This window comes from Streptomyces sp. NPDC034049 (assembly GCF_055575575.1).
In genome coordinates this window covers 466815-492033 of the sequence record NZ_JBVISJ010000002.1, presented here as the reverse complement: position 1 = coordinate 492033, position 25219 = coordinate 466815, and the positions used below count along the sequence as shown (strand labels likewise).

At 70.3% G+C, this 25219-nt stretch carries 20 protein-coding genes; 8 read left to right on the top strand and 12 right to left on the bottom strand.

Annotated elements, in window-relative coordinates; translation table 11 throughout:
- Positions 1–70: 70 nt before the first annotated feature.
- Positions 71–571: a transcription elongation factor GreA gene (gene greA / locus ACZ52C_RS06995; protein WP_045563166.1), complete on the bottom strand. Its 501-nt coding sequence runs from the start codon at positions 569–571 to the stop codon at positions 71–73.
- 154 nt (positions 572–725) lie between these two features.
- The gene (locus ACZ52C_RS06990; RefSeq protein ID WP_469073770.1) at positions 726–1124 is read right to left on the bottom strand and encodes a DUF4307 domain-containing protein; all 399 of its coding nucleotides are present in this window, start codon (positions 1122–1124) and stop codon (positions 726–728) included.
- Between the two features lie 247 nt (positions 1125–1371).
- On the opposite strand from ACZ52C_RS06990, the gene mca reads away from it, so the two are divergent.
- Both mca and ACZ52C_RS06980 read left to right on the top strand, forming a co-directional pair.
- Entirely contained in the window at positions 1372–2223 is an 852-nt protein-coding gene (mca, locus tag ACZ52C_RS06985; RefSeq protein WP_469074162.1) for a mycothiol conjugate amidase Mca, read from the top strand.
- A gap of 21 nt (positions 2224–2244) precedes the next feature.
- The gene (locus ACZ52C_RS06980; RefSeq protein WP_469073769.1) at positions 2245–2490 is read left to right on the top strand and encodes a hypothetical protein; all 246 of its coding nucleotides are present in this window, start codon (positions 2245–2247) and stop codon (positions 2488–2490) included.
- Positions 2491–2590: 100 nt separating this feature from the next.
- On the opposite strand, the gene ACZ52C_RS06975 is transcribed toward ACZ52C_RS06980, so the two are convergent.
- Complete coding sequence (locus ACZ52C_RS06975) at positions 2591–5908, bottom strand: tetratricopeptide repeat protein (protein ID WP_469073768.1); 3318 nt, start codon at positions 5906–5908, stop codon at positions 2591–2593.
- 335 nt (positions 5909–6243) lie between these two features.
- Here ACZ52C_RS06975 and ACZ52C_RS06970 point away from each other — a divergent pair, with 335 nt between their 5' ends.
- The 5 genes from ACZ52C_RS06970 (at position 6244) to ACZ52C_RS06950 (ending at position 15292) form a co-directional block, all read left to right on the top strand.
- Positions 6244–8301: a thioredoxin domain-containing protein gene (locus tag ACZ52C_RS06970; protein ID WP_469073767.1), complete on the top strand. Its 2058-nt coding sequence runs from the start codon at positions 6244–6246 to the stop codon at positions 8299–8301.
- A 214-nt stretch (positions 8302–8515) separates the two neighbouring features.
- Positions 8516–9778, top strand: a complete 1263-nt coding sequence (locus ACZ52C_RS06965) for a glycosyltransferase (RefSeq protein WP_469073766.1) — start codon at positions 8516–8518, stop codon at positions 9776–9778.
- Positions 9775–11532 carry an ArnT family glycosyltransferase gene (locus ACZ52C_RS06960; protein WP_469073765.1) on the top strand — a complete coding sequence of 586 codons (1758 nt, stop codon included), beginning with the start codon at positions 9775–9777 and terminating at the stop codon, positions 11530–11532. Before ACZ52C_RS06965 ends, ACZ52C_RS06960 begins: the two co-directional genes overlap by 4 nt.
- Entirely contained in the window at positions 11529–12839 is a 1311-nt protein-coding gene (locus ACZ52C_RS06955) for a glycosyltransferase (protein WP_469073764.1), read from the top strand. The genes ACZ52C_RS06960 and ACZ52C_RS06955 overlap by 4 nt, the downstream gene beginning before the upstream one ends.
- Positions 12840–12919: 80 nt before the next feature.
- The gene (locus ACZ52C_RS06950) at positions 12920–15292 is read left to right on the top strand and encodes a galactose oxidase-like domain-containing protein (RefSeq protein WP_469074161.1); all 2373 of its coding nucleotides are present in this window, start codon (positions 12920–12922) and stop codon (positions 15290–15292) included.
- A gap of 69 nt (positions 15293–15361) precedes the next feature.
- Here ACZ52C_RS06950 and ACZ52C_RS06945 read toward each other — a convergent pair whose 3' ends face one another.
- The 9 genes from ACZ52C_RS06945 to ACZ52C_RS06905 all read right to left on the bottom strand — a co-directional run bounded on the left by ACZ52C_RS06945 (position 15362) and on the right by ACZ52C_RS06905 (position 24350).
- On the bottom strand, positions 15362–16609 hold the full coding sequence (locus tag ACZ52C_RS06945; protein ID WP_469073763.1) for an Nramp family divalent metal transporter: 1248 nt from the start codon (positions 16607–16609) through the stop codon (positions 15362–15364).
- A 7-nt stretch (positions 16610–16616) separates the two neighbouring features.
- On the bottom strand, positions 16617–16904 hold the full coding sequence (locus ACZ52C_RS06940) for a hypothetical protein (protein ID WP_469073762.1): 288 nt from the start codon (positions 16902–16904) through the stop codon (positions 16617–16619).
- Positions 16901–18103 (bottom strand): L-2-hydroxyglutarate oxidase, encoded by a 1203-nt coding sequence (gene lhgO, locus ACZ52C_RS06935; RefSeq protein WP_469073761.1) that lies wholly within the window; start codon positions 18101–18103, stop codon positions 16901–16903. The genes ACZ52C_RS06940 and lhgO overlap by 4 nt, the downstream gene beginning before the upstream one ends.
- Positions 18100–19347, bottom strand: a complete 1248-nt coding sequence (locus ACZ52C_RS06930) for a pyridoxal phosphate-dependent aminotransferase (RefSeq protein ID WP_469073760.1) — start codon at positions 19345–19347, stop codon at positions 18100–18102. Before ACZ52C_RS06930 ends, lhgO begins: the two co-directional genes overlap by 4 nt.
- 147 nt (positions 19348–19494) lie before the next feature.
- Positions 19495–19890 (bottom strand): VOC family protein, encoded by a 396-nt coding sequence (locus tag ACZ52C_RS06925; protein ID WP_469073759.1) that lies wholly within the window; start codon positions 19888–19890, stop codon positions 19495–19497.
- A 132-nt stretch (positions 19891–20022) separates the two neighbouring features.
- A complete protein-coding gene (locus ACZ52C_RS06920; RefSeq protein WP_469073758.1) occupies positions 20023–21138 on the bottom strand; it encodes an Ldh family oxidoreductase in 1116 nt (371 codons plus the stop codon).
- A gap of 81 nt (positions 21139–21219) precedes the next feature.
- Positions 21220–22467, bottom strand: coding sequence for a hypothetical protein (locus ACZ52C_RS06915; RefSeq protein ID WP_469073757.1), 1248 nt, complete (start codon positions 22465–22467; stop codon positions 21220–21222).
- Between the two features lie 121 nt (positions 22468–22588).
- Positions 22589–22900: a hypothetical protein gene (locus tag ACZ52C_RS06910; RefSeq protein ID WP_469073756.1), complete on the bottom strand. Its 312-nt coding sequence runs from the start codon at positions 22898–22900 to the stop codon at positions 22589–22591.
- A gap of 427 nt (positions 22901–23327) precedes the next feature.
- Positions 23328–24350: a helix-turn-helix transcriptional regulator gene (locus tag ACZ52C_RS06905; RefSeq protein WP_469073755.1), complete on the bottom strand. Its 1023-nt coding sequence runs from the start codon at positions 24348–24350 to the stop codon at positions 23328–23330.
- Positions 24351–24790: 440 nt separating this feature from the next.
- Here ACZ52C_RS06905 and ACZ52C_RS06900 point away from each other — a divergent pair, with 440 nt between their 5' ends.
- Complete coding sequence (locus ACZ52C_RS06900) at positions 24791–25216, top strand: hypothetical protein (RefSeq protein ID WP_469073754.1); 426 nt, start codon at positions 24791–24793, stop codon at positions 25214–25216.
- Positions 25217–25219 lie beyond the last annotated feature (3 nt).

Below are 25219 nucleotides of genomic sequence, written 5' to 3'. Positions count from 1 at the left end.
CCCCGTGCATGACCGGGCCCCCGGCGCCGAGGGGGCGCCGGGGGCCATGGGTCGAGCGGGGGACGCGCGGTCAGCTCTGGTAGGGCACGGCCTTGAGGATCTTCACCGAGGCGAACTTGCCGTTCGGCAGCTCGTACTGGGCGTCCTGGCCGACCTTCTTGCCGATCACGCCCGAGCCGAGCGGGGACTGCGGCGAGTAGGTCTCGATGTCGGAGCTGGCGTACTCCCGGGAGGCGAGCAGGAAGGTCACGGTGTCGTCCTCGTCGCCGTCGAAGGCGATCGTCACGACCATGCCGGGAGCCACCGCACCGTCCGCCGACGCCGGCGCCTCGCCGACCTTCGCGTTCTCCAGGAGCTGGGTCAGCTGGCGCACACGGAGCTCCTGCTTGCCCTGCTCCTCCTTGGCCGCGTGGTACCCGCCGTTCTCGCGCAGGTCGCCCTCCTCGCGCGCGGCCGCGATCTTGGCGGCGATCTCCGTGCGCGCAGGACCAGACAGGTAGTCCAGCTCGGCCCTGAGCTGGTTGTACGCCTCCTGGGTCAGCCAGGTGACGTTCTCGCTGGTCTGGGTCACAGGTGCTCCTCGTAGGTACTGGGAATACAAAGCATCGCCCTACACAGAAGAATGTTCCTTCACGAGTGGGCGAAACCACGAGCCTAACAATTCAGCGGCGTATGGGGGAGGACATAAACCACAAGCGTTACGTCGACGCAGGTCAGCGTCGCGTTCAGTCGGCGTGGCAGCCGAGCAGCTCGGCGGTGGTGCCGCGCGCGGTCGTCTTCAGGATGACGACCTCGTCGATGTCGGTGGTCGCGGCGGCGAAGCGGAAGTCGGCGCGGCCCACCTCGGCGCCGTCCTCGGACTGGGAGCGCACGGTGCAGTAGCCCGGGACACCGGCGTCCTTGTCGCCCCTGAGGTGCACCTTCACCGAATGCGCCGAGGTGTCGAAGGTGTAGATCTCGACGCTGATCCTGTTGCCGGCGACGTAGTGGTAGGCGAACCAGCCGATGAGGACGAGGAGGGCCGCGCCGAGGACGCTGCCGATGACCTTGAGCTTGCGGTCGGCGCGCTCGTCCGCGGAGCGGCCGTAGCGGCCCTCGGGAAGCCGCGTGCTCGCCGTCGTCATGGTCGCCCTCTCCGATCCGGCCTGATCCGGGATCCGGTCTGATCCGGCTGATCTCCGGACCGGGAATATCCCGCCCCCCGATGCCGTCACTATAGAAGCCCCCGCCCAGCGCCTGACGGCCGCCCCACACGCGTGTCCGAGCGGGACGGCAGTATGGACTCACCGGATCGCGCCGGGCCGAGTCACCGTAGTTCAGGCCGGGCGCCGAGTGACGAGGGAATGAGTCTTGACTGACCAGCTGCGACTGATGGCCGTGCACGCGCACCCCGACGACGAGTCGAGCAAGGGTGCGGCCACCATGGCGAAGTATGTGTCCGAGGGGGTGGACGTGCTGGTCGTGACCTGCACGGGCGGCGAGCGCGGCTCCATCCTCAATCCGAAACTGCAGGGCGACAAGTACATCGAGGAGCACATTCACGAGGTGCGCAAGAAGGAGATGGACGAGGCCCGCGAGATCCTCGGCGTCAGCCAGGAGTGGCTCGGCTTCGTCGACTCCGGCCTTCCCGAGGGAGACCCGCTGCCGCCTCTTCCCGACGGCTGCTTCGCCCTGGAGGACGTCGACAAGGCGGCCGGTGAGCTGGTCCGGAAGATCCGCGCGTTCCGTCCCCAGGTGATCACCACCTACGACGAGAACGGCGGGTACCCGCACCCCGACCACATCATGACGCACAAGATCTCGATGGTGGCGTTCGAGGGCGCGGCGGACACCGAGCAGTACCCCGAGGCGGAGTACGGCCCGGCGTACCAGCCGCAGAAGCTCTACTACAACCAGGGCTTCAACCGCCCGCGCACCGAGGCGCTGCACCACGCCCTGCTGGAGCGCGGTCTGGAGTCCCCCTACGGCGACTGGCTCAAGCGCTGGGACGAGTCCGACCACAAGGACCGCACCCTCACCACGCATGTGCCGTGCGCCGAGTTCTTCGAGATCCGTGACAAGGCCCTCATCGCCCACGCCACGCAGATCGACCCCGACGGCGGCTGGTTCCGGGTCCCGATGGAGATCCAGCGGGAGGTCTGGCCGACCGAGGAGTACGAGCTCGCGAAGTCCCTCGTGGACACCTCGCTCCCGGAGGACGACCTCTTTGCGGGCATCCGCTAGCCCTGGGGGACAATGCCAGGCATGAGCGTAAGCCTGGCAGTCACACACCTCGTCCCCCTCGCCAAGGAGGTGGACGAGGACAAGGTCACCCCCGGCGTCCTCGGTTTCATCGTCTTCGCGGTGATGGCCCTGGCCGTCTGGGGCCTGATGAAGTCCATGAGCAAGCACATGGGCAAGGTCGACTTCAAGGAGTCGCCGGACCCGGACGCCTCCGTCGAGGAGACGGCGACGGACACGGCCGGAAGGACGACCCCGGCGAAGGGCTGACCGCCGGCCGGACAGGCTCCAGGGGCGGACCGCGGGACACCGGGGAGGTGCCGCGCGGTCACGCCCTGTCGTCGTCCGGTGCCGGGGGGCGAGCCCGTGCTCATCCGTGGCCGCTCGACACCGGCACGCCCATCACCTCGCGCGCGTGGCGGTTCGGGACCATGCCGAGGGTCCAGGCGCGCCAGCCGCTCTCCAGGTTCACGCCGCGCTCCAGGAGGAGCTGGTAGGCCTCGATGTACTCGGTGAGTTTCTCGTCACGCAGAGGGTGGTCCGTTCGGGAGAGGTGGGCCAGGTCCTCCTGGGCGACGGCCGTGCCGATCTCGACGCCGCCGGGAGCCGCGTAGGGCAGCAGGGTGCACTTGAGGAAGCGGGCCCAGTCCTCGCCGCGCCGGTCGCCGTACGAGGCGAAGAGGCGGGCGGCCTCCTCGCAGAGGGCCAGCGCCTGGGGGGTGCGGTTGTTGCCCGCGTCCACGACCGCCAGTTCCAGGCAGGTCCAGGCCTCACCGTGGGCGACGCCGATGCGCTGGAAGTCGGCGCGGGCGTCGACGAGGAGCTGGCGCGCGAAGCCGGAGTTGCGCAGGGAGCCGGTCTGCACGGCGCGCTGGTCGCGGGTGACGCGGGCGGAGTGGTGGCGGGCGCAGGCCAGGCCGTAGACGTCCCGCATCCGGGAGAACATCGTGCGGGAGCGCTCCAGCTCGCGGACCGCCTGGTCGAGGTTGCCGGTCTCCTCCAGGGCCTGGCCCAGGTAGTAGCCGGACCAGGCCTCGCCGCGGGCGTCCTCGTTGTCGCGGTGACGCGAGGCGGCCTGGCGCAGCCCGTCGACGGCGGCGGAGGGGTCCCCGGCGATGAGGCGGGCGCGGGCCAGCTGGGTCATCGACCAGGCCTCGCCGCGCGGGTCACGGGTGCGGCCGAACAGGTCGAGCGCGGTGCGCAGTTCGGTCTCCGCGCGCGGTATCTCGCCCATGCGCAGCAGCAGTTGGCCGAGCTGGAAGTAGGCCCAGCCCTCGCCGTGCAGGGATTCCTGCTGGCGGTGCAGGACCAGTGCGCGGGTCAGCAGGTCCAGGGAGTCCGCCAGATGGGAGCGGTCGCGTTCCACCGCCGCGAGGGCGTGCATCGTCCAGGCGCGGTCCGCCGCCAGTTCGGGGGGCGACTGCATCTGCAGGGCCTCCAGGAGCTTCTCCGCCGCCTCGGTCAGATTGCCCTGGTGGTGGAGGGTGATGCCCAGGGAGCACAGGGCACGGGCGGCGCCCGCGTCGTGGTTGGTCTCCATGTACAGGTTGACCACCGACGCCAGCGTCGTGCGGGACTTGTCCAGCTCGCCCAGCTGACGGGCGGCGATACCCGTACGCCACTGGACGGAGCGGGTCAGCAGGCCCTGGTCCACCGACTGGGCCAGCTCGTTGAGTTCGCCGAGGCGGTAGAGGTCGCCGCGCAGCAGGCAGTAGTCGCACAGGGCGCCCAGCAGACTGAGGACGGCCGCCTGGTTCACGCCCTCCGCGTGCCGGAGCGTGGAGGTGATGAAGCTGGTCTCGTCGTCCAGCCAGCGCAGCGCCTCCTCCAGGGACACGAAGCCGTGCTGGCCGAAGCGGTCCGAGCGGGTCGACATGTTGCCGTCGACGAGGCGCAGGACGGAGTCGGCCAGGTCCGCGTACGTGACGATGAGGCGTTCCTGCGCGGCGGTGCGCTCGCTCGGCTCCTCCTCGTCGAGGAGGCGGGCGTGGGCGAAGGCGCGGACCAGGTCGTGCAGGCGGTAGCGGTTGCCGTGGACGTGGTCGATCAGGCCCGCGCGGGCGAGCGCGGTGAGGTGGCGGGTCGCCTCGGTCTCGTCGGTGGCGAGGAGCGAGGCGGCCGCCGCCGCGCCCAGGGAGGCGCGTCCCGCGAGCGCGAGTCGGCGCAGCAGCCGGCGGGAGGGCTCCGACTGGTCGGTGTAGCGGAGCCAGAGGGCCCGCTCGATCGGTTCGACCGGGCCGTAGGCGCCCAGCTCCGTGGCCAGCTGGCCGGGGGTGCGCGGGCCGAGGGACGAGCCGGCGATGCGCAGGGCGAGGGGCAGGCCGCCGCACAGGTGCCGGATCCGGGCGACGGATTCGGTGTCGTACGAGCCGGTGCGTGCCCCCGAGGACGGCCCGGCGGCGGCTCCTGTGGCCGTGCCCGAGGCGCCTGTGGCCGTGCCCCCGGCTCCCGTGGCCGGGCCCCCGGCTCCCGTCGACAGGGCCGAGCCGTCCTGGGCCGCCGTGCTCAGCAGTTCGTGCGTGCCGTCCCCGTCGAGTGCCTCGACGGGGAGCTGGTGGACCCAGGCGGGCAGGTCGGCGGGGAGGGCGAGCGGGGAACGGGCGGTGACCAGGACGAGGCTGTCGGAGCGCTCGGGCACGAGGGCGCGGACCTGCTCGGGGTCGGAGGCGTCGTCCAGGACGATCGTGACCGGCAGGGCGGTCAGATGCTGGTGGTACAGCTCGCTGAGCCGTTTGACCTGCTGGTCCTGGGAGGTGCGCTCGCGGAAGAGCAACTGGTCGCGGGGGGCGCCGAGACGATTCAGCAGATGCATCAGCGCGTCCCGGGTCGACAGCGGCGGCTCCTCCGGGCTGTCGGCGCGCAGATCGACCACGCAGGCGCCCCGGAAGTAGTCCCGCAGCTCGTGGGTGGCGCGGACGGCGAGAGCGGTGCGGCCGGAGCCGGACGCGCCGTGCAGCACGACGACGGTCGGCCGGGTCTCGGTCTCCGCGCGGGCCGCCTGCACCCACTGGCGGATCTTCCCCATCTCCGTCCGCCGGCCCGCGAACCGGTCGTCGGCCTCGGGGAGTTGGGCGAACGACTGCTCCAGTACGTTGCGTCGCCGGGCCGCCGCGCTCTTGTCGGCGCCGCGCAGTCGGGGCGCGTTCTTCTTCGCGGTCGCCGTCGACGCGGCGAGGACGCGCTGCTGGTCCAGGAACGGGCGGATCCCGCGCACCTCCAGTGCCGTGAGCCACTGCAGCCGTAGCTGCTCGGGGCCGCCGGGCTGGCTCAGGGCGCCCGCGTGGTGGTGGGCGGCCGGGAGGTGGGAGGCGGTGACCTTCAGGACGGTGGCCACGGCGCTCGCGATGCCGACGATCACCCCCGTGCTGACGGCGGTTCCGGCGTCGACGCCGAAGGAGAGGTCGGCGACGACCGCCGTGCCGGCGGCAACGGCCGCGACCAGCACGGGAGTTCCGGCGCCCTCCTTGGCGTAGCGCCGGCGGAAGGTGGGGCGGCCGGCCTCGGACTCGTCCAGTGCGCGGGTGTAGGTCTCGTACTCCTCGGCCGCGTTCTGCGCCATCGTGTCCAGGGAGGCGCGCGCCCGGCCGAGCAGGACGACGCCGTCGGTGCGGCCGCCCGACCTGCGGACCTCCTCCTCGACCGCCCGGACCAACAGCCGTTCGGCCTCCCCCCGGTGGCTGTCCCGCATCACACGTCCCCCTATCGCCGAAACGGTTGCCTCCGGCCAGTGTGCGGGGCGTGGTCCGACTAGGCGAGAGGGCGTGATCGTGGGCGGGGGCTCGGGTGCGGGGTTTCGCCGTGGGGGTCGGGTCGTCGGCCGGGTGCGGGTGCGTCGTGGTCGCCCGCGCAGTTCCCCGCGCCCCTTTCAGGGGCGCGCCCCGTGCGCGAGGTGGGCTGCGAGTGTCTCGTGGCCGGTCGCGACCGCTCGGCGCAGCCGCACGTCGACACGGCCCCGCGCCCCTTTCAGGGGCGCGCGCCCCGTGCTGAGCTGGGATTCCCGGGTACTGGTGAATGATGGTCACCATGGCGAACCGACTGGCCCACGAGACATCTCCCTACCTCCTCCAGCACGCCGACAACCCGGTCGACTGGTGGCCGTGGTCGGCCGAGGCGTTCGAGGAGGCGCGCAGGCGGGGAGTGCCGGTGCTGCTCAGCGTCGGGTACTCCAGTTGCCACTGGTGCCATGTGATGGCGCACGAGTCGTTCGAGGACCGGGAGACCGCCGGGTATCTGAACGCGCACTTCGTGAACGTGAAGGTCGACCGGGAGGAGCGGCCGGACGTCGACGCGGTCTACATGGAGGCCGTGCAGGCGGCGACCGGGCAGGGCGGATGGCCCATGACCGTGTTCCTGACCCCGGAGGGCGAGCCCTTCTACTTCGGCACCTACTTCCCGCCCGCCCCCCGCCACGGCATGCCCTCATTCCGGCAGGTGCTGGAGGGGGTGCGGGCGGCCTGGACGGACCGGCGCGACGAGGTCGCCGAGGTCGCCGGGAAGATCGTGCGGGATCTGGCGGGACGGGAGCTGAAGTTCGAGGCGCTCGACGTACCGGGGGAGGACGAGCTCGCGCAGGCGCTGCTGGGGCTCACCCGGGAGTACGACGCGGCGCGGGGCGGCTTCGGCGGGGCGCCCAAGTTCCCGCCGTCGATGGTGATCGAGTTCCTGCTGCGGCACGCCGCGCGCACCGGCTCCGAGGGCGCGCTCCAGATGGCGCGGGACACCTGCGAGCGGATGGCCCGCGGCGGCATCTACGACCAGCTCGGTGGCGGCTTCGCCCGGTACTCCGTCGACCGTGAGTGGGTCGTGCCGCACTTCGAGAAGATGCTGTACGACAACGCCCTGCTGTGCCGGGTGTACGCCCACCTGTGGCGGGCCACCGGTTCCGAGCTGGCCCGGCGCGTCGCCCTGGAGACGGCCGACTTCATGGTCCGCGAACTGCGCACGAACGAGGGCGGGTTCGCCTCGGCGCTGGACGCCGACAGCGACGACGGGACGGGTTCCGGCAAGCATGTCGAGGGCGCCTACTACGTCTGGACGCCCGAGCAGCTGACCGAGGTGCTCGGCGAACAGGACGCGGCGCTCGCGGCCCACTACTTCGGGGTCACGGAGGAGGGGACGTTCGAAGAGGGGGTGTCCGTTCTCCAACTGCCGCAGCACGAGGGCGTGTTCGACGCCGAACGGATCGAGTCGGTCAGGGCGCGGCTGAACGAGGCGCGTGCGCGCCGGCCCGCTCCCGGCCGCGACGACAAGGTGGTGGCCGCCTGGAACGGCCTCGCCGTCGCCGCGCTCGCCGAGACCGGGGCCTACTTCGACCGCCCCGACCTGGTGGACGCCGCCATCGCCGCCGCCGACCTCCTCGTACGGCTGCACCTGGACGAGCGGGCGCGGCTCGCGCGGACCAGCAAGGACGGGCAGGCCGGGGCCAACGCGGGGGTGCTGGAGGACTACGCGGACGTCGCCGAGGGGTTCCTGGCGCTGGCGTCGGTCACGGGGGAGGGGGTGTGGCTGGAGTTCGCCGGGTTCCTGCTCGACCATGTGCTCGCGCAGTTCGTCGACGAGGAGTCGGGGGCGCTGTTCGACACCGCGGCCGACGCGGAGAAGCTGATCCGGCGGCCGCAGGACCCGACCGACAACGCCACGCCCTCGGGGTGGAGCGCGGCGGCGGGCGCCCTGCTGAGCTATGCCGCGCACACCGGCTCCGAGCCTCATCGGACGGCCGCCGAACGGGCGTTGGGCGTGGTGAAGGCCCTGGGGCCGAGGGCGCCGAGGTTCATCGGATGGGGGCTGGCCACGGCGGAGGCGCTGCTCGACGGGCCGCGTGAGGTGGCGGTCGTCGGACCGGAGGGGCATCCGGGGACCAAGGAACTGCACCGGACGGCGTTGCTGGGGACCGCGCCGGGGGCGGTGGTGGCCGTGGGGACCACGGACAGTGACGAACTGCCGTTGCTCGCCGACCGTCCTCTCGTCGGCGGTGAGCCGACCGCGTACGTCTGCCGTAACTTCACCTGTGACGCTCCCACGACAGATGTCGACAGGTTGCGCACGGCGCTCGGATCGCCCGCTACGGGCGCAACCGGCTGAAACGCGCCGGTCCGGGACTAGGACAAGATCGAACAACTGGCTGGAAACGGGCCGGTGTACGGACACATCCGATTAGATGTTCCCCCGAACGGAAACACGGTTTTTATCGGAAGGGTCCCCGAGATTCACAGTTTCCCCCTAGGCTCTGCACAGTTACGCGGCGGGAGTAACTCACCGTCGTGCAGGGGGAATTGGGGATCTGGGGGGATCTTTCTTGCTGACTTCCGTCTTCATAGCCGTGGTCTCGCTCGTCCTTTTCTGGATGGCGGCCTTCACTCTGTGGTGGCAGATGCACGCGTGGCGAACGCCCGAAGTGCTGGCCTCCACCCGGTTCAGCAGACCGGACGGCGACGCACATGTGTCGTTCTCACTGCTGCTGCCGGCACGCCACGAACAGGCCGTGCTGGACCACACCATCCAACGACTGCTCGAATCCGGTCACGACGACTTCGAGATCATCGTCATCGTCGGGCACGACGACCCGGAGACCGCCGAGGTGGCCCGGGCCGCGGCGGGACGCGACCCGCGTGTGCGCGTGGTGGTCGACCACCACGAGAAGAAGAACAAGCCGAAGGCCATGAACACGGCGTTGCCCCACTGCCGAGGCGATGTCGTCGGGGTCTTCGATGCCGAGGACCAGGTCCATCCGGAGCTGCTGTCCCACGTCGACCACGCCTTCCGCACCACGGGCGCGGACGTCGTGCAGGGCGGGGTGCAGCTCATCAACTACAACTCCAGCTGGTACAGCCTGCGCAACTGCCTGGAGTACTTCTTCTGGTTCCGGTCCCGGCTCCATCTGCACGCGCAGAAAGGATTCATTCCGCTCGGCGGCAACACCGTCTTCGTCCGCACCGACGTGCTGCGCGAGGCCGACGGCTGGGACCCCGAATGCCTCGCCGAGGACTGTGACCTCGGCGTACGGCTGTCGAGCGTGGGCAAGAAGGTCGTCGTTGCCTACGACTCCGACATGGTGACCCGCGAGGAGACCCCCGGCAGCCTGATGTCGCTGATGAAGCAGCGCACCCGCTGGAACCAGGGCTTCCTCCAGGTCTACCGGAAGCGGGACTGGCGCCAACTGCCAGGATTCCGGCAGCGGTTGCTCGCCCGCTACACCCTGATGACGCCCTATCTCCAGGCCGTGTCCGGGGTGATCATCCCGCTCAACGTCGCCATCGCGCTCTTCCTCGACGTCCCCGTCGGCATCGCCTTCATCACCTTCCTGCCGGCCGTCACCGCCTTCGTCACCTTCGTGTTCGAGGTCGTCGGACTGCACGACTTCGGCAAGCAGTACGGACTCCGCGTCCGGTTCGTCCACTACGCCAAGCTCGTCGTGGGCGGCCCCTTCTACCAGGTGCTCCTCGCCTTCGCCGCCGTACGCGCGGTGTGGCGCGAGCAACGGGGCCGCAACGACTGGGAGCTGACGAGCCACGTCGGCGCACATCTCGCGAACGTCAACCGAGAGGACGTTCCTGCGTGACCTCCACACTTCCCGCGGCGGCCAAGACGGAAGTCAAGGTCCCCGCGCAGCGGACAGCTGCGCCCACAGCCGGTTCGACAGGTCGAACAAACGTTTCCTCTTCCGCTCCGCCCGCGCCCGAGGCGCCGCCGAAGCGCCTGCGGGACTCGCGCCCCGACCTGCTCCTGTGCGGTCTCCTCCTCGTCGCGATCATGATCGTGCAGGGCTGGAACATCGCCGACTACCCGACCCTCAGCGACGACGAGGGCACCTACCTCGCGCAGGCCTGGGCCGTCCAGGAGGGCCAGGGTCTCGCCCACTACACCTACTGGTACGACCACCCGCCCTTCGGCTGGATCCAGCTCGCCGTCCTGACCTGGATCCCCGCGCAGCTCGCCCCCGAGTCGATGACCGTCGGCTCGATGCGCGGGGTGATGCTGCTGATCAGCGCGGTCAGCGCCGTCCTCGTCTACGTCCTCGGCCGCCGTCTGTCGCTGCCCCGCTGGGCCGCCGGCCTCGGCATGGCCCTCTTCGGGCTGTCCCCGCTGTCGGTGGTGCTCCAGCGGGAGATCTTCCTCGACAACATCGCGGTGATGTGGACCCTGCTGGCGTTCTGCCTCGCCGCCTCGCCCAGCCGTCACCTCTGGCACCACTTCGGCGCCGGCATCGCCGCCGCCGCGGCCGTGCTCACCAAGGAGACGATGCTCCTCGTCCTGCCGGCCGTGCTGCTCACCATGTGGCGGCACAGCCACCGGGACACCCGGAAGTTCGCCCTCACCGGCGCCGTCACCGCCTGCACCCTGATCGGCGTCTCGTACCCGCTGTTCGCCCTGCTCAAGGGCGAGTTGCTGCCCGGCGCCGGCCATGTGTCCCTCTGGGACGGCATCGTCTACCAGATGAGCCGCCCCGGCTCCGGCTTCATCCTCACCGAGGGCACGGGCTCGTACGGCGTCCTCCAGTCCTGGCTGTACTACGACCGCGTGCTGCCGCTCGGCGGCCTCGCGGGCGCGCTGCTGCTGTTGCTGACCTGGCGCTGGTCGGTGACCGCGCGGGCCCTCGCCGGCCCCGCGCTCGCCGTCGCGATCCTCGCCGGGATGGCCCTGCGCCCCGGCTACCTCCCCGCCATGTACGTCCTCCAGGCGCTGCCCTTCCTCGCGCTCGTCCTCGCGGGCGGCACGGCGAGCGTCACCCACGGCGTCCTGCGCCGATGGCGCAGCCCGACCGAGCGCAGGCCCCTGACCTGGGCGCGGCACGTCCTCGCCCTCGCCCTGGCCGCCGCCGCGGCCGCGTACGTCGTCCCGCGCTGGTACGACGGCAACCACACCGCGATGACCTTCGACGCCAACGCGCCCTACCAGCGGGCCGCCGAGTGGCTCGGCCGGGAGGTCGACGACCCCGCGGACACCCGGGTCCTCGTCGACGACGCGCTCTGGCTCGACCTCGTCCACGAGGGCTACGAGCCGGGCCTCGGCGTCATCTGGTTCTACAAGGCCGACCTCGACCCGGCGGTGACGAAGACGATGCCGCGCGGCTGGCGCGACCTCGACTACGTGGTCGCGTCCCCGACGGTACGGCGCGACGCGAAGGACCTGCCCAACGTCAAGGGCGCGATGGAGAACTCGACCCCCGTGGCCACCTTCGGCACCGGCGAGGACCGGATCGAGATCCGCAGGATCGAGGGCGCGGGCACCGACGACCGGGCCCGCGACGCCGGGGCCGCCGAGGCGGACGACGACCCGATCCGCGAGACCGAGGCCGCTGGAGGCGACCGATGAGCAGCGGAAGCTACGAGTCCACCGCCCCCGAAGAGCTGGGCGACCCGGCGGTGCGCGGCGCCGAGGTGCCCGAGCCAGGGGCCGTCACCATCGTCGTACCGACCTTCAACGAGTCCGCCAACGTACGGGAGCTGCTGCACCGCATCACCGAGACGGTGCCGTCCCGGCTGCCCTGCGAGGTCGTCTTCGTGGACGACTCCACCGACGACACCCCGCAGGTCATCGACGCCGCCGCCCAGGACTGCCCGTTCCCGGTGACCGTGCTGCACCGCGACGAACCGGTCGGCGGGCTCGGCGGCGCGGTCGTCGAGGGCATCAGGGCCGCCGGCTCCGACTGGGTCGTCGTCATGGACGGCGACCTCCAGCATCCGCCGTCCCTGGTACCGGAGTTGGTCGCCACCGGGGAGCGGTCGGCCGCCGGTCTGGTGGTCGCCTCCCGTTACATCAAGGGCGGCAGCCGGGCCGGACTCGCCGGCACCTACCGCGTGGCCGTCTCGCGCGGCGCGACCTGGCTCACCAAGTCCCTCTTCCCGCGCCGGCTGCACGGCATCAGCGACCCGATGAGCGGCTTCTTCGCCATCCGCCGCAGCGCGGTCACCGCGGACGTCCTGCAGCCGCTCGGCTACAAGATCCTCCTCGAACTCGCCGTGCGCAGCCGCCCCCGGCAGGTCACGGAGGTGCCGTTCGTCTTCCAGGACCGCTACGCCGGCGAGTCCAAGTCGACCGCGCGCGAGGGGTTCAGGTTCCTGCGCCACCTCATGGGGCTGCGGACGGCCTCGCCGCTCGCCCGCATGATCGTCTTCGGACTGATCGGCGTCACGGGCTTCGTCCCGAACCTCGCCGGTCTCCACGCCCTGACCTCGGCCGGCCTGCACTACGTCCCCGCCGAGATCCTCGCCAACCAGCTCGGGGTGGTCTGGAACTTCCTCCTCATCGAGCACCTGTGCTTCCGCGAGCGGCGCAGGCACCGCAAGGGGTGGGACCGCATCGGCAGGTTCGCGCTGCTCGCCAACGCCGATCTGGTGCTGCGCATCCCGCTGATCGCCCTGTTCGTCGGCGAGTTCGGGATGGGGGCACTGTCCGCGACCGCGCTCGCCCTGGTGACGACGTTCGTGCTGCGCTTCGTGGGGACCGAGGCGCTCGTCTATCTGCCGCGCGGGACGTCGGGCCGCGGCAGGAGGTCTCGCCGTGGGGAGCGCGGCGAGAAGAAGAGGGCCGGTCGGGCGGAGCGGTCGGAGGAGGCCGGTCGGCCCGGCCGGTCCGGTCGGCCCGGGCAGCCCGAGGAGTCGGCAAGGAGAGCCGCGTGAACGACCTGCTGAAGAACCGCCGGTGGATCCGGAGCGGACCGAGACCGAGCAGACCCAGACGGAGAACCGCCCTGCTGGCGGTGGGGGCGCTCGCCTCGGGGCTGCTGTTGGTCTCGCCCCAGTCCGCGTCCGCCGCCAACCTCGTCCGGAACCCGGGCTTCGAGACGGCCGGCGGCGACATGCCGTACTGCTGGTCGAAGTCCGGCTGGGGCGACAACGACTTCACCTTCACCTCGGTGGCGGACGCCCACTCGGGCTCCAAGGCCATGAAGGTGGAGCTGACCCGCCGGGTCTCCGGCGACCGCAAGGCCCTGATCACCGAATCGGCGGCCTGCGCGCCGCCGGTCACCGTCGGCAAGCAGTACGACCTGGGTCTCTGGTACAAGTCGACGACCCCGGACACCTCCCTCACCCTCTTCCGGCACGACACCACCGCCGGCTGGCAGTACTGGACCGACCTCAAGACGCTGGAGGTGGCGGGGAGTTGGACCGAGGCGACGGTCCGCACCCCCGCGGTCCCGGCGGGCACCGACCGGATCACCTGGGGCGTCTCCGTGTACGGCACCGGCGCCGTCACCACCGACGACTACACGATGGACCAGGTCGCCGACCCGGTCCCGGACCCGGAGTGCACCGGCACACCGGCCGAGTGCCAGAACGGCCGCTGGGACGTCCTGCCGACCCAGAACCCCGTCCGCTCCATGCACTCCGTCGTCCTCAACAACGGCAAGGTGCTGCTGATCGCCGGCTCCGGCAACAGCGAGGAGATGTTCGAGGCGGGCACCTTCACGTCGGCGGTGTACGACCCGAAGCACGGCACGTACAAGCAGATCCCGACCCCGGACGACATGTTCTGCGCCGGCCATGTGCAGTTGGACGACGGCCGGGTGCTGGTGATGAGCGGCAACAAGGCGTATCCGGTGCCGGGCGGACACGGCTACGAGGGCTACAAGGACTCGTACGTCTTCGACCCGGTGACGGAGACGTACAGCAGGACGAACGACATGAACGACGGCCACTGGTACCCGTCGGCGACGATCCTCGGCAACGGCGACGTCATCTCCTTCGGCGGCCTGCGCGAGGACTCCACGGGTTCGGTGACGGCCGAGCTGTGGTCCGACGCCGAGCAGAAGTGGCTCGAACTCTGGAAGGTCAACCAGACCTGGTCGTACTGGGGCCTGTACCCGTCGATGATCCTCATGCAGGACGGCCGCCTCTTCTACTCGGGCAGCCATGTCTTCGGCAACAACATCCCGGGGACGGGTTCGGCGATCTACGACTACGGCGCCAACACCGTCACCTCCGTCCCCGGTCTGCGGAACAAGGACGAGCGTGACCAGTCCGCGAGCGTGCTGCTGCCCCCGGCCCAGGACCAGAAGGTCCTCACGCTCGGCGGCGGCAACATCGACTCCAACCCGGCGGCGAACCGTCTGACGGACGTCATCGACCTCAAGGCCGCGAACCCGGCGTACGTCGCCGGACCGCCGATCCCGCAGGGCACGGTGGACCTGGGAGCGGGCAAGGTCGCCCAGACGGGCGACCAGGGCAAGATGTACGTCTCGGCGGTGCTGCTGCCCGACGGCAAGGTCCTGGAGACGGGCGGCGCCCTGCACAACCGCGCCGACCCGGTCTACGAGACGTCGATCTACGACCCGGCGACCCACACGTTCGACCAGGTGGCGACGGATCCGGAGGAGCGCGGCTACCACTCCTCGGCCTTCCTCCTGCCCGACGGCCGCGTCATGACCACGGGCGACAACCCGGGCAACGGCACCTGGAACCACGACGTGTCGATCTACACCCCGCCGTACCTCCTGAAGGGCGACCGCCCCGCCATCACCTCGGTGATCGACAAGGAGTGGGTGTACGGCGACACGCAACGCATCACGGTCGACCGCCCGATCGCGAAGGCGGAACTCATCCGCCCCGCCGCCGTGACCCACTCCTCGGACCCGAACCAGCGCTTCGTGGACCTGCCCCTGTCGGTGGACGGCGACAACGTCGACCTGAACGTGACGAGCAACCCGAACCTGGCCCCGCCGGGCTGGTACATGCTCTTCGCGGTCGACGCCAACGGGGTCCCCTCGGTCGCCGAATGGGTCCACCTCCAGGGCCCGACCGCCCTCGCGCAGGCCTCCGGCGAGGCCCCGTCGGCCCACGTCCACGACTTCGCGGACGCCCCGAAGGGCAAGGTCACGGGTCCGGGCAAGAAGGTCAGGTCGAAGAAGGTCAGCCCGACCCTCTCCGGCTGCGACCGCCACTACGGCACCGCGAACGTCTGCGTCCCGACGACCTTCCCGTCCGAGGTCGCGAACACGACGGCCGCACGCTGCGCGTGGCTGACCCGGAACGACTACGGCCCGCTGAAGGTCAACGGCAAGGACGACCCCCTGAGGCTGGACCGTGACGGGGACGGCCTGGCGTGCGGGAAGGGGGACGCGGGCCGCCGCTGACGACCGACGGCTCGGCATGACCCGGCCCCGTACCGGTGGGTGGTCCGCCGGTACGGGGCCGGGGCGCGGTCAGGCGAGGATCACCTGGACGATCAGATAGAGATTCAGTCCGATGACGAGTGCGGCGATCACCGAGGCAGCGGCCGTGGTCAGCGGGCGGTTGACCAGAGAGCCCATGAGACTGCGTCTGCCGGTGAGCAGGATCAGCGGGACGAGCGCGAAGGGGATCCCGAACGACAGCACCACCTGCGACCACACCAGGGCCTGCGTGGGGTCGACTCCTGCCCAGAGGATGAGCAGGGCCGGCAGCAGGGTGATGGAGCGGCGCAGCGTGAGGGGGAGGGACCTGTCGAGGAACCCCGCCATGATCACCTGCCCCGCGTAGGTGCCGACCGACGAGGAGGCGATGCCGGAGGCGAGCAGCGCCAACGCGAAGGCGAGTGCCGCGTGGCCGCCGAGCATCGCCCCCAGCCCGGCGTGGACGTCGTCGATCGAGTCCGCCGGCCTGCCCGCCGCGTGGAAGGTCTGGGCGGCGATGACGAGCATCGCCGCGTTCGCGAGTCCGGCCAGGCCGAGGCCCGACAGGACGTCACGGCGCAGCGAGCGCAGGAGCGGCCGGGGCGAGAACGCGGGGGCCGACCGGTCCAGACCTCGCACATGTGCGCTGGTCAGGCTGGAGTGCAGATAGATCACATGGGGCATGACCGTGGCGCCGAGGATCCCCGTGGCCAGCAGGACGCTCTCCGCGCCCGAGAACTGTGGGACGGCGCCCGCGGCCATCGCGGGCACGTCGATGCCCGCGAGCACCGCGTCGACGAAGAACCCCAGCAGGATCACCAGCAACAGGCCGGCCACCGCCACCTCGAAGGGGCGGTACCCGCGTGTCTCGAGGCTCAGCAGTGCGAAGGCGGTGACGCCCGTGATCAGGCCGCCGACGGGCAGGGGGATGCCGAACAGCAGGTTGAGCGCGATGGCACCGCCGATCACCTCCGCCAGGTCGGTGGCGATGGCGACCAGCTCGGCCTGGAACCACAGCCCCAGCACCACCGGACGCGGGAACTGGGAGCGGCACATCTGCGGGAGGTCACGGCCGGTGGCCAGCCCCAGTTTTGCGGAGAGCGTCTGGACCAGGGCCGCCATCACGTTGCCCGAGATGATCACCCAGAGCAGCAGATGGCCGAACTGGGAACCCGCGGCGAAGTTCGTGGCGAAGTTCCCGGGGTCCACATAGGCGATGGCGGCCACGAACGCGGGCCCGTACATCATCGCCCGTCGCCGGGCGGAACCTCTGTCCTGTGCGACGGCCGTCGCTGTCATGGGGCGATCACCTCCGTCCTCGTTCGGCTTCCTCCGAGGGCGCCGGCGTGCCGTCGGCCGATGCGGGACCGTCGACCGACGCGGGCGCGCCCCGGGCCGCGAGCACCAGGCCGAGCGCCTCCCAGAGGACGAGACCCAGGCCCGCCGCCGCCACCGAGCCGCCGGCCCGCACCGCGCCCGCGACCGCGAGAACTCCGCCCAGGACCACGAAAACCACCCCGATGCCCGCGAACAGGCGCAAGCGGTGCACATGGTCCAGCGCCACGCGCCCGCGTGACCCACGCGATCGGCTCATCGGTCCGCCACCACCTGGTCGGCGATCCGCCGGCCGATCGCGAGCGCGGCAGTGGCGGCGGGCGACGGCGCGTTCAGCACATGCACCTGTCCGCGCGCCCGTACCAGGAGGAAGTCGTCGACGGGAGTGCCGTCGCGCCCCAGGGCCTGGGCCCGTACCCCGGAGCCCGCCCGGACGATGTCGTCGGTGCCGATGGCGGGCACGAGCCGGGCCAGGCTCCGGGCGAACCGCCGGGCGGACAGGGACCGCGCGATCTCGCTCACGGCGGTCCGCCGGTACCGTTTCGCGAACCGCCACAGGCCCGGAAAGCGGGCGGCCGACGCGAGGTCGGACGGCGAGACGTCCCGCCACCGGTAGCCCTCACGGTGCAGTGCGAGCACCGCGTTCGGTCCCGCGTGGACGCTGCCGTCGAGCATGCGCGTCAGATGGACGCCCAGGAACGGAAGACTCGGGTCGGGCACCGGGTAGACCAGCCCGCGGACCAGGTGCCGGGCGGCGGGGCGCAGTTCGTGGTACTCCCCGCGGAACGGCACGATCCGCACCGATGTCCGCAGACCCGCCAGCTCGGCGACCCGGTCCGCGTACAGGCCGGCGCAGTTCACCAGGCGCTCGGCGCGTATCACGCCGTCGGGGGTGGCGACCTCGAATCCGGTGCCCCGCTCCCGGATGCCCAGCACGGGCGTCGAGAGCCTCAGATCGGCTCCGTCGGCGACGAGTTCGCCGACCATGCTCGCGCAGACACCGGGAAAGTCGATCACCGCGGTGGAGTCGACGCGCAGCGCTTCCACACAGGCGACGTGCGGTTCCAGTTCGGCGGCCTCCCGCGGGCCGATCAACCGCGCGGGCACACCGTTCGCCTCCGCCCGTGCCGCCAGTGTCTTCAGCGCCGGCAGTTCGTCGGGCGAGGTGGCCACGATCAGCTTGCCGCACACGTCCACGGCGACGCCCCGGCTCTCGGCGTAGTCCACGATGGACCGGTTGCCCTCGACGGCGAGACGAGCCTTCTCCGAGCCGGGGGTGTAGTAGACCCCGGCGTGGGCGACCCCCGAGTTGTGGCCCGTCTGGTGCGCCCCCCAACGGTTCTCCTTCTCGCACAGGACGACGCGCAGTCCGCGCGCGACGAGTTCGCGCGCGACGGAGAGTCCGACGATGCCACCGCCGACGACCACGACGCGCGGGCGTGCGGAGTGTGGTGTCATCGGGTGGACTCCGCGAGCACCTTGTGGATGCGGGAGACGCCCTCGACCAGGTCCTCGTCGCTCAGCGCGTACGACAACCGCAGATAGCCGGGGGTGCCGAACGCCTCGCCCGGCACGACGGCCACCTCGGCCTCGTCCAGCAGGAGAGCGGCCAACTCGACGGTGGTGTCGACGCGTCGGCCGCGGATCTCCCGGCCCAGCAGTCGTTTCACCGAGGCGTACGCGAAGAACGCGCCGTCGGGCTCGGGGCAGTCGACGCCCTCGATCTCGTTGAGCATCCGTACGACGGTCCGGCGCCGCCGGTCGAAGGCGGTCCGCATCGACCGGACGGCCCGGAGATCTCCCGCGACGGCCGCGAGCGCGGCGGCCTGGGCGACGTTGCAGACGTTCGATGTGGCGTGCGACTGGATCCTCGTCATCGCACCGATGACATCGGGCGGGGCGATGGCCCAGCCGACGCGCCAGCCGGGCATCGCATAGGACTTCGCCACGCCGTTGACCACCACACAGCGGTCCCGGCTCTGCGGATGGACGACGGGGAGGGAGTGGAAGGCGGAGGCGCCGTAGACCATGTGCTCGTAGATCTCGTCCGAGATCACCCAGAGGTCGTGCTCCGCCGCCCAGGAGGCGATGGCCAGGATCTCGCTCCGCGAGTAGACCGCACCCGTCGGATTGGCGGGGGAGGAGAAGACGAGCATCGTCGTGTTCCTCGTGCGGGCCCGCTCCAACTGGTCGACCGTGACGCGGTAGCCGGTGGACTCGTCCGCGAACGCCGGGACGGCGGTCGCGGAGGCGAGCGTGATCGCCTCCGGATAGGTGGGCCAGTAGGGAGCCGGCACGATCACTTCGTCACCGGGGTCGAGGAGCGCGGCGAACGCCTGGTGGACCGCCTGCTTCCCGCCGTTGGTCACCAGCACGTCCGAGGCGTCGACGCGGTACCCGGAGTCCCGCCGGGTCTTCGCCGCGATCGCCTCTCTCAACTCCGGGAGCCCGGCGGAGGCGGAGTACCGGTGGTGGCGCGGATCGCGGCACGCGGCCACCGCGGCTTCGACGACATGCGCGGGTGTGGGGAAGTCGGGCTCACCGGAGGCGAAGCCGATGACCGGGACACCGGCCCGCCTGAGCGCCTTGGCCCTGGCGTCCACGGCGAGGGTGGCCGACTCCGTCGTCGCGGCGACGCGAGCGGAGATGCGGCCCCTGCTCGCCCCGTCGTCACCCCGTGTCCGGGGGGAGTGCGCCTTCATGACGCCGGCCCGTCGTAGAACCCTGTGTTCCGGTCGTGGTGCGGCATGCGGTCCTCCGCGCGAGAAGTGTGGGGGTGCTGGGAGCGGGGCGGGCCGGCGCGTGGTGCGGACTCCTGCCACGCGCCGGCCCGGTCGGGGCTGTCGCGGTCAGCGGGAGATGGTGTTGCTGAGCTCGATCAGGTTCCCGTCGGGGTCACGGACGTAGACGCTGTTGATCGGGCCGAGCGCGCCCGAGCGCTCCACCGGGCCGTCCTCGATGACCGCGCCGGCGCCGGTCAGCTGGGCCACCACCTTCTCGATGGGGTCCGTGACGATGAAGCACAGGTGCTCGGTCCCCGGCCCGGGGTTCTGCGCCGTCGGCTGGATCTCGTTGCCGTACTCATGCAGATTGATCTTGCTGTCGCCGAACAGGAGCGCCTTGCGGTTGTTGACCAGGCTGTTGAACGTCAGGACTTCCATACCGAGCACGCGGCTGTAGAAGTCGACGGTGGCCTCGATGTCGTTGACCGTGAGGACGGTGTGGTCGAGCCGCTCGTACTGCATGGTGGTTCCCTTCTTGACGTCGTGAGGCCTCGATGTCTCGTGGCCTCGGGGTCTCGATGTCCGATGCCGGGGGCATGGCTGAATCCGCCTCGACTCCGGGCGGGGCGCGTGACGACAGCCCGAACGGGGGCCTCACGCGTCGTAGGGCGTGGCGGAGACCGGGGCGATGCCCACCAGTTCCGCGATCCCACGGAGATCGGTCACGACCGACCCCAGCAGCGGGACGCCGTGGGCGCGCCGGGTCTGGGTGACGCGGCTGCGCCGGTCGCCGGGGACGCGTACGGGGTTCTCGGGGGCGACCGCGCGGCCCGCCCGGATCTCGTCGGACATCTGCGAGACCTCGGCGGCGAGCACCTCGGGGTCGCCGAGCGCGTCGAGTGCGAGACAGAGAACGAAGTGGCCCACCCCCGCCTCGCCCCCCTGATAGGTGTGGCGGCTCCACCGGGCGCCGGCGAGCGGACCGCACAGCAGTTCTATGAAGAGGGCGAGCCCTGAGCCCTTGTGGCCGCCCTGCTGCTGGGCGCCGCCGCCGAGGGGCAGCAGGGCGTAGCCTTTCCGGTCGATCAGCCCGGACACGGTTTCCGCGGGGTTCATGGACGGATCGCCGTCGGGCCCCAGGGCCCAGCCGGACTCCATGGGTTCCCCCAAGCGGTCCAGCTGCTCCAGCTTCCCCCGCGAGACGGTGCTGGTCGCGCCGTCGAAACAGAGTGTCCCGTCGGCGGTGGGCAGGGCGTAGCAGAACGGGTTGGTGCCGAACATGGGCTCGTTGGTGCCCATCGGGGCCACCTGCGGTACGGCGTTGGTGGAGACCAGCGCGAACATGCCGGCCCGCGCGGCACGTTCGGCGAACCATCCGGCGATCCCCATGTGGTTGGACCGCCGGACCATCACCGCGGAGGTGCCGTACTCGTGCGCCCGGTCCACGGCGAGATCGACGGCCGTCCGCAGGGCCGGCTGGCCGAGGCCGTTGTGGGCGTCGACGACACAGACGCTGCCCTTGCCGTAGACCACCTCGGGCACGGCGTGCCGGTTGATGTCGCCCTCCCGCAGGCCCTCGACATAGCGGCGCAGCCGGGCGACCCCGTGGCTGTCGACCCCGCCCAGGTCGGACGCGACCAGGACCTCCGCGGTCACCGCCGCGTCCTCGGCACTGGCGCCCGCGGCGCGCAGCGACTCCGCGGTGAACCGGGTGAGTTCGTCCGCCTCCACCAACCAGCGCCCGTCCAGGGCGTGTTCGGCAACAGTCATGGTGATCCGCCTCTCTGCCCGCAGGGCATGGAGTGTCTCTTCCAGAGGTTTCGGGGTGGGCTCGCGAAGACGTGCGGAGCGTCAGACCGACTGGAGTTCCTTCTCGTCCGACGTCTCGGCCGGGTCGGCCGGCTCTCCGAGTGGACGTCGGCGCTGCTCGACGAAGAGCTTCTCCGTGACGCGGTCCAGGCCCATGCGGTGGAAGATCACATCGGGGTCCGTCTCGACCCGCGTGCCGTTGTCGGCCAGTTCGTCGATCACGGTCTCGGCCAGGTCGCAGTTGTCCGCGAGGCGAAGACCGCCCCCCAGTTCCCCGCGGGCGTCGAACGAGTACGGAGTGTCCTCCATGCCGAACCGAACGACGTCGACACCGCTGTCCGGTTGGGCCGCGTACGTCGCGAGCCTGCGCAGGGCACAGGCCGGTTCGCCCCGCCGGGCTCCCACGTCCAGCGGTACCGCGTACCGCTCCGCCTGTTCCGGCAGCACGGCGGCCCCCACCGTGACGGTCACATGGCGCTTGCGCACACCGGGTTCGGCGAGGTCGTACTCCAGCGTGCGCGCCGCGTCCACCACCCGCTTGAACTCGGCGTAGCTCGTGGGGAAGGGCAGCCGCGGAGAGAATCCGAACAACAGCGTGATGTTCAACTGGCCGCTGCTGCCGAGACGCAGCCGGGGATGCTCGACCGCGTACCGGGTCATCGCGTAACTGCGCGGGAACTGGACCCACTCCACCTCGTGCAGAAGGGCCAGCCGCTCGCGGGCCCGGATCGCGTTGCGCAGGACCTCGAACTGGATCAGCGGCGAGGTCCGTCCGTAGTTCGCCCCACTGCTCGTCGAGTAGGTTTCGAGACTTGTGTCGGTGAGGCGATCGGACGGCTGATAGGCGAGGAGGGTCTCGCGGAAGCCCGGTGTGTCGATGGATTCGACGGTGGGGACACCGTGGTGACGTTCCAGCTCACACATCAACTGGAGCTCCACAGCCGCCTGGAGCGTGACGAAATGGGCGCCGCCGAGGTGCAGCGGAAGGCTGCTCTGACTGATGCGTTCCCACTCGCCGAAGCGCTGGATCGACTCCCGCACCTCCGCCCCGTTCCGGCTTGCGCCGAAACTGATCAGCATCTCCTTGTTGCGGAGTTGGAGGGGCCGGCTGATCTCCTGGTAGATCTCGTTGCTGGTGGACTGCTCGTGCGTTTTCTTGTTCCGCGCGTGATAGTGGTAGTAACGGCACCCCATACCGTAGAGGGATTCCGCTTCCGCGAGCAGTGCCAGAGGCGTCCTCTTGATGGTGGCACCGGTGCAGATCTGGTCGAGCAGCGCGTCACCGGTCATGCGGTGATTGCCTGGGGTGAACTTCGCTCCGGTCGACGCGCAACCAAGTATGATGCTTTTCTCGGCCGTCATTGCTGTCCGCCACTCCCTCGTTCTTCTCTGCGTCGCCCGCAGGAATTCTTCACGGATCGGGAAAATCAGGGATCGGTCTTTCTGGATCCTGCTGTCCACCGGCGCTCGGGAGGGAGGTCACAGGACCGTCCCGAAACCACCCCCGCATTTCGGGGCGTCTCAGTGCGTCGTCCACCGCATGCGCCACGTCCGTCGGTGACGAATCCTCGGGAAGCGTGAGGGAAAGGACGACCGTCGCCCTGACGCAGTCGATCAGAGTGACGTCCCACTGGGCCGGGAGAGAGGCGAAAAGTCTCACCGCGGTGGTCTCCGGCGCGGTCGTGGTGATTTCCGTGACCTGCACTTGGTAGGTGCTGGGCACGTCATGCTCCTCGCGATGTCGCCGGCAACAGGAACCTCATTCTTCTGCTGACCGACCCTCTCAGCCCCAGTCGTTGACATGGGCCGCGGTGAAGCCCTGTCTGGAATCGAGGAAACTGTGGCCGGCGAGGGAAGGTGTGGCGCATCGCATGGTGACTCCGGTCGACGGATATCGGCTGTTGCGAACTCCTTGCAGACGCAACTCTACTGTCCGATCACTGGTGGATCTCCGGTCCGGGCATTCCGCTTCCTGCACCTCTCGATACCACTTATTGCACGCCTGCCTGATGTGCTGGATCAGCGGTGCGGAACAGGGCGCAGCGCGGGATCGAAGGACGGGAACGTGCGGAATACGGCCCGGAATGCCTGACCGAAGAAAAGGTGAACAGCGACCGCCCGCCGACCTTTTCCGGCGGGCGGTCGGCCTGTCAGATCCAGCCGCGCTCGCGGGCCAGGAGCGCCGCGTGGAAGCGGTTGGCCGCGCCGAGGCGCTGCATGAGCGACGCGATGTACTTCCGGTAGGTGCGGACCGCGATCCCCAGTTCGCGTGCGCCGACCTCGTCCTTCTCCGCCGTCCGCAGCGACTGGAGGATCTGCCGTTCCAGATCGTTGGCGAGACCGGCCGTCCGGCTGTCGTCGTCCGCGTCCGGTGCGATCAGGTCGTGGGAGGCGTGCCACATGCGCTCGAAGAGCGCGACCAGCGCGGCCACCAGACCGGGGTCGCGGGTCAGGATCGCGCCCCGCGCGGTGTGGGCCGGGTCGATCGGTGTGAGGGCCGCGGCCCGGTCACAGATGATCAGCCGCTCCAGGGGCTGGTACGAGATGCGTATGTGCGCACCCTTCGACGCCAGCTCGCGGGCGTAGTTCATCGTCCCCGGATCGTCGAGGGCAGGCGAGGCCAGCAGGGTTCGCATGTGCACCCCCCGGCGCAGGATCCGCGTGTCCAGCAGCCGGGCGTGTCTGATGCTCTCCTCGTCGAGCACTCCCGTCGGGCTGGTGGTCAGGCTCTCGGTGCGCGTGAAGAACGTCAGTTCGTCGATGACGGCTCGTACCGCCGCCATGCCCTCGATGTGCTGGACGGTGCTGCCGACGTCGGGGGCCCGGTCGCCGTCCGGGAGGGACCTGTCGCGCTCGGCCAGCAGCGAGTCGACCACGGCGCTCCGGGCGACCTCCTCCTCCAGCTCCTCCCGCAACTGGCCGACCTTGCGGTCCATCAGTCGTTCCACCGCCTTGGCGGGCGACACGGGGGCCGGCGGCCCACCTCGGGTCTCGGTCGCCAGGCCCAGTTCGACCAGCCGTCGGTGGCTCGTCTCCAGGTCCTGAATGCCCCGGGCGTCAGCCGCCCGGCGATCGGGATCCCGCTGTCCGAAATGCTGGCGCCGCAGCAGGAGCCGATACGCCTCCTCGTCGTCCGGACCGACATCCAGGAACAGCAGATTTGCTCGTGTCACCACTTCTCCTCGGCTTGGCGAGGCACCCCCGTAGGTGCGTGGAGCTCACTTCGAGAACCGACGGACGGCGGACCTTCTCCCGCGGCGGCGAGGTCTCTTCATCCGTGATCTCTTCGACTTCCCGTCCGCATCAACACTGCATCTGATATCGAATCCTCTTGGGGCCACTGATGGATGTCGTGCGAGCACACAGAGTGATCATGTCGGTGATCGACCGTACTCAGCGGATGAATGGGTGTCAACTGATCCGCTGGCGGACTTCGTTGAACGCGGATGTGACCTGGTGGTGCCCCTTGTGCCGGGCAGGGACAAGATCGAGCCAAAGGCCCGTCGGAGGTCTTGGAAGCCTTGATCGGTATAGCGGACAACTGCTTGGGTGTGCGACGGCGTTCTGTCCGCACGGTGGCAGAATGCGACTTCTTCGCTCGGGAGTCTGGAATATGGTCGATCGCGGCGGCGCCGATGACGACGCGCGAGCCCTTCCCCCGCTCGCCCGGCGGCTCGACGATGTGATCAACGCTTTCTATCGGGGCAAGCGGCCTCCATACAGCAAGATCGCCGAGGAGATCGGGGCGAGCACGGGCCGCACCTTTTCAGCCACGTATCTCTGGGAACTGGCGACCGGCCGGAAACGGAACGTGGCCCGTGAGTATCTCCGAGCACTGGCGGAGCACTTCGGTGTGACCCCGGACTATTTCACCGACGAGGAGGTGTCCGAAAAGGTAAGACGTCAGATGGAGTTCGCGGTCGCCCTGTCCAACAGCAAGGTGCGGAAACTCGCATTTCGAGCCGACGGACTGACGGAGGTCGGGCTCGACGCCCTGCTCGCCGTTGTCAACGCCATGGCGACAGAAACAGACAGGTAGACG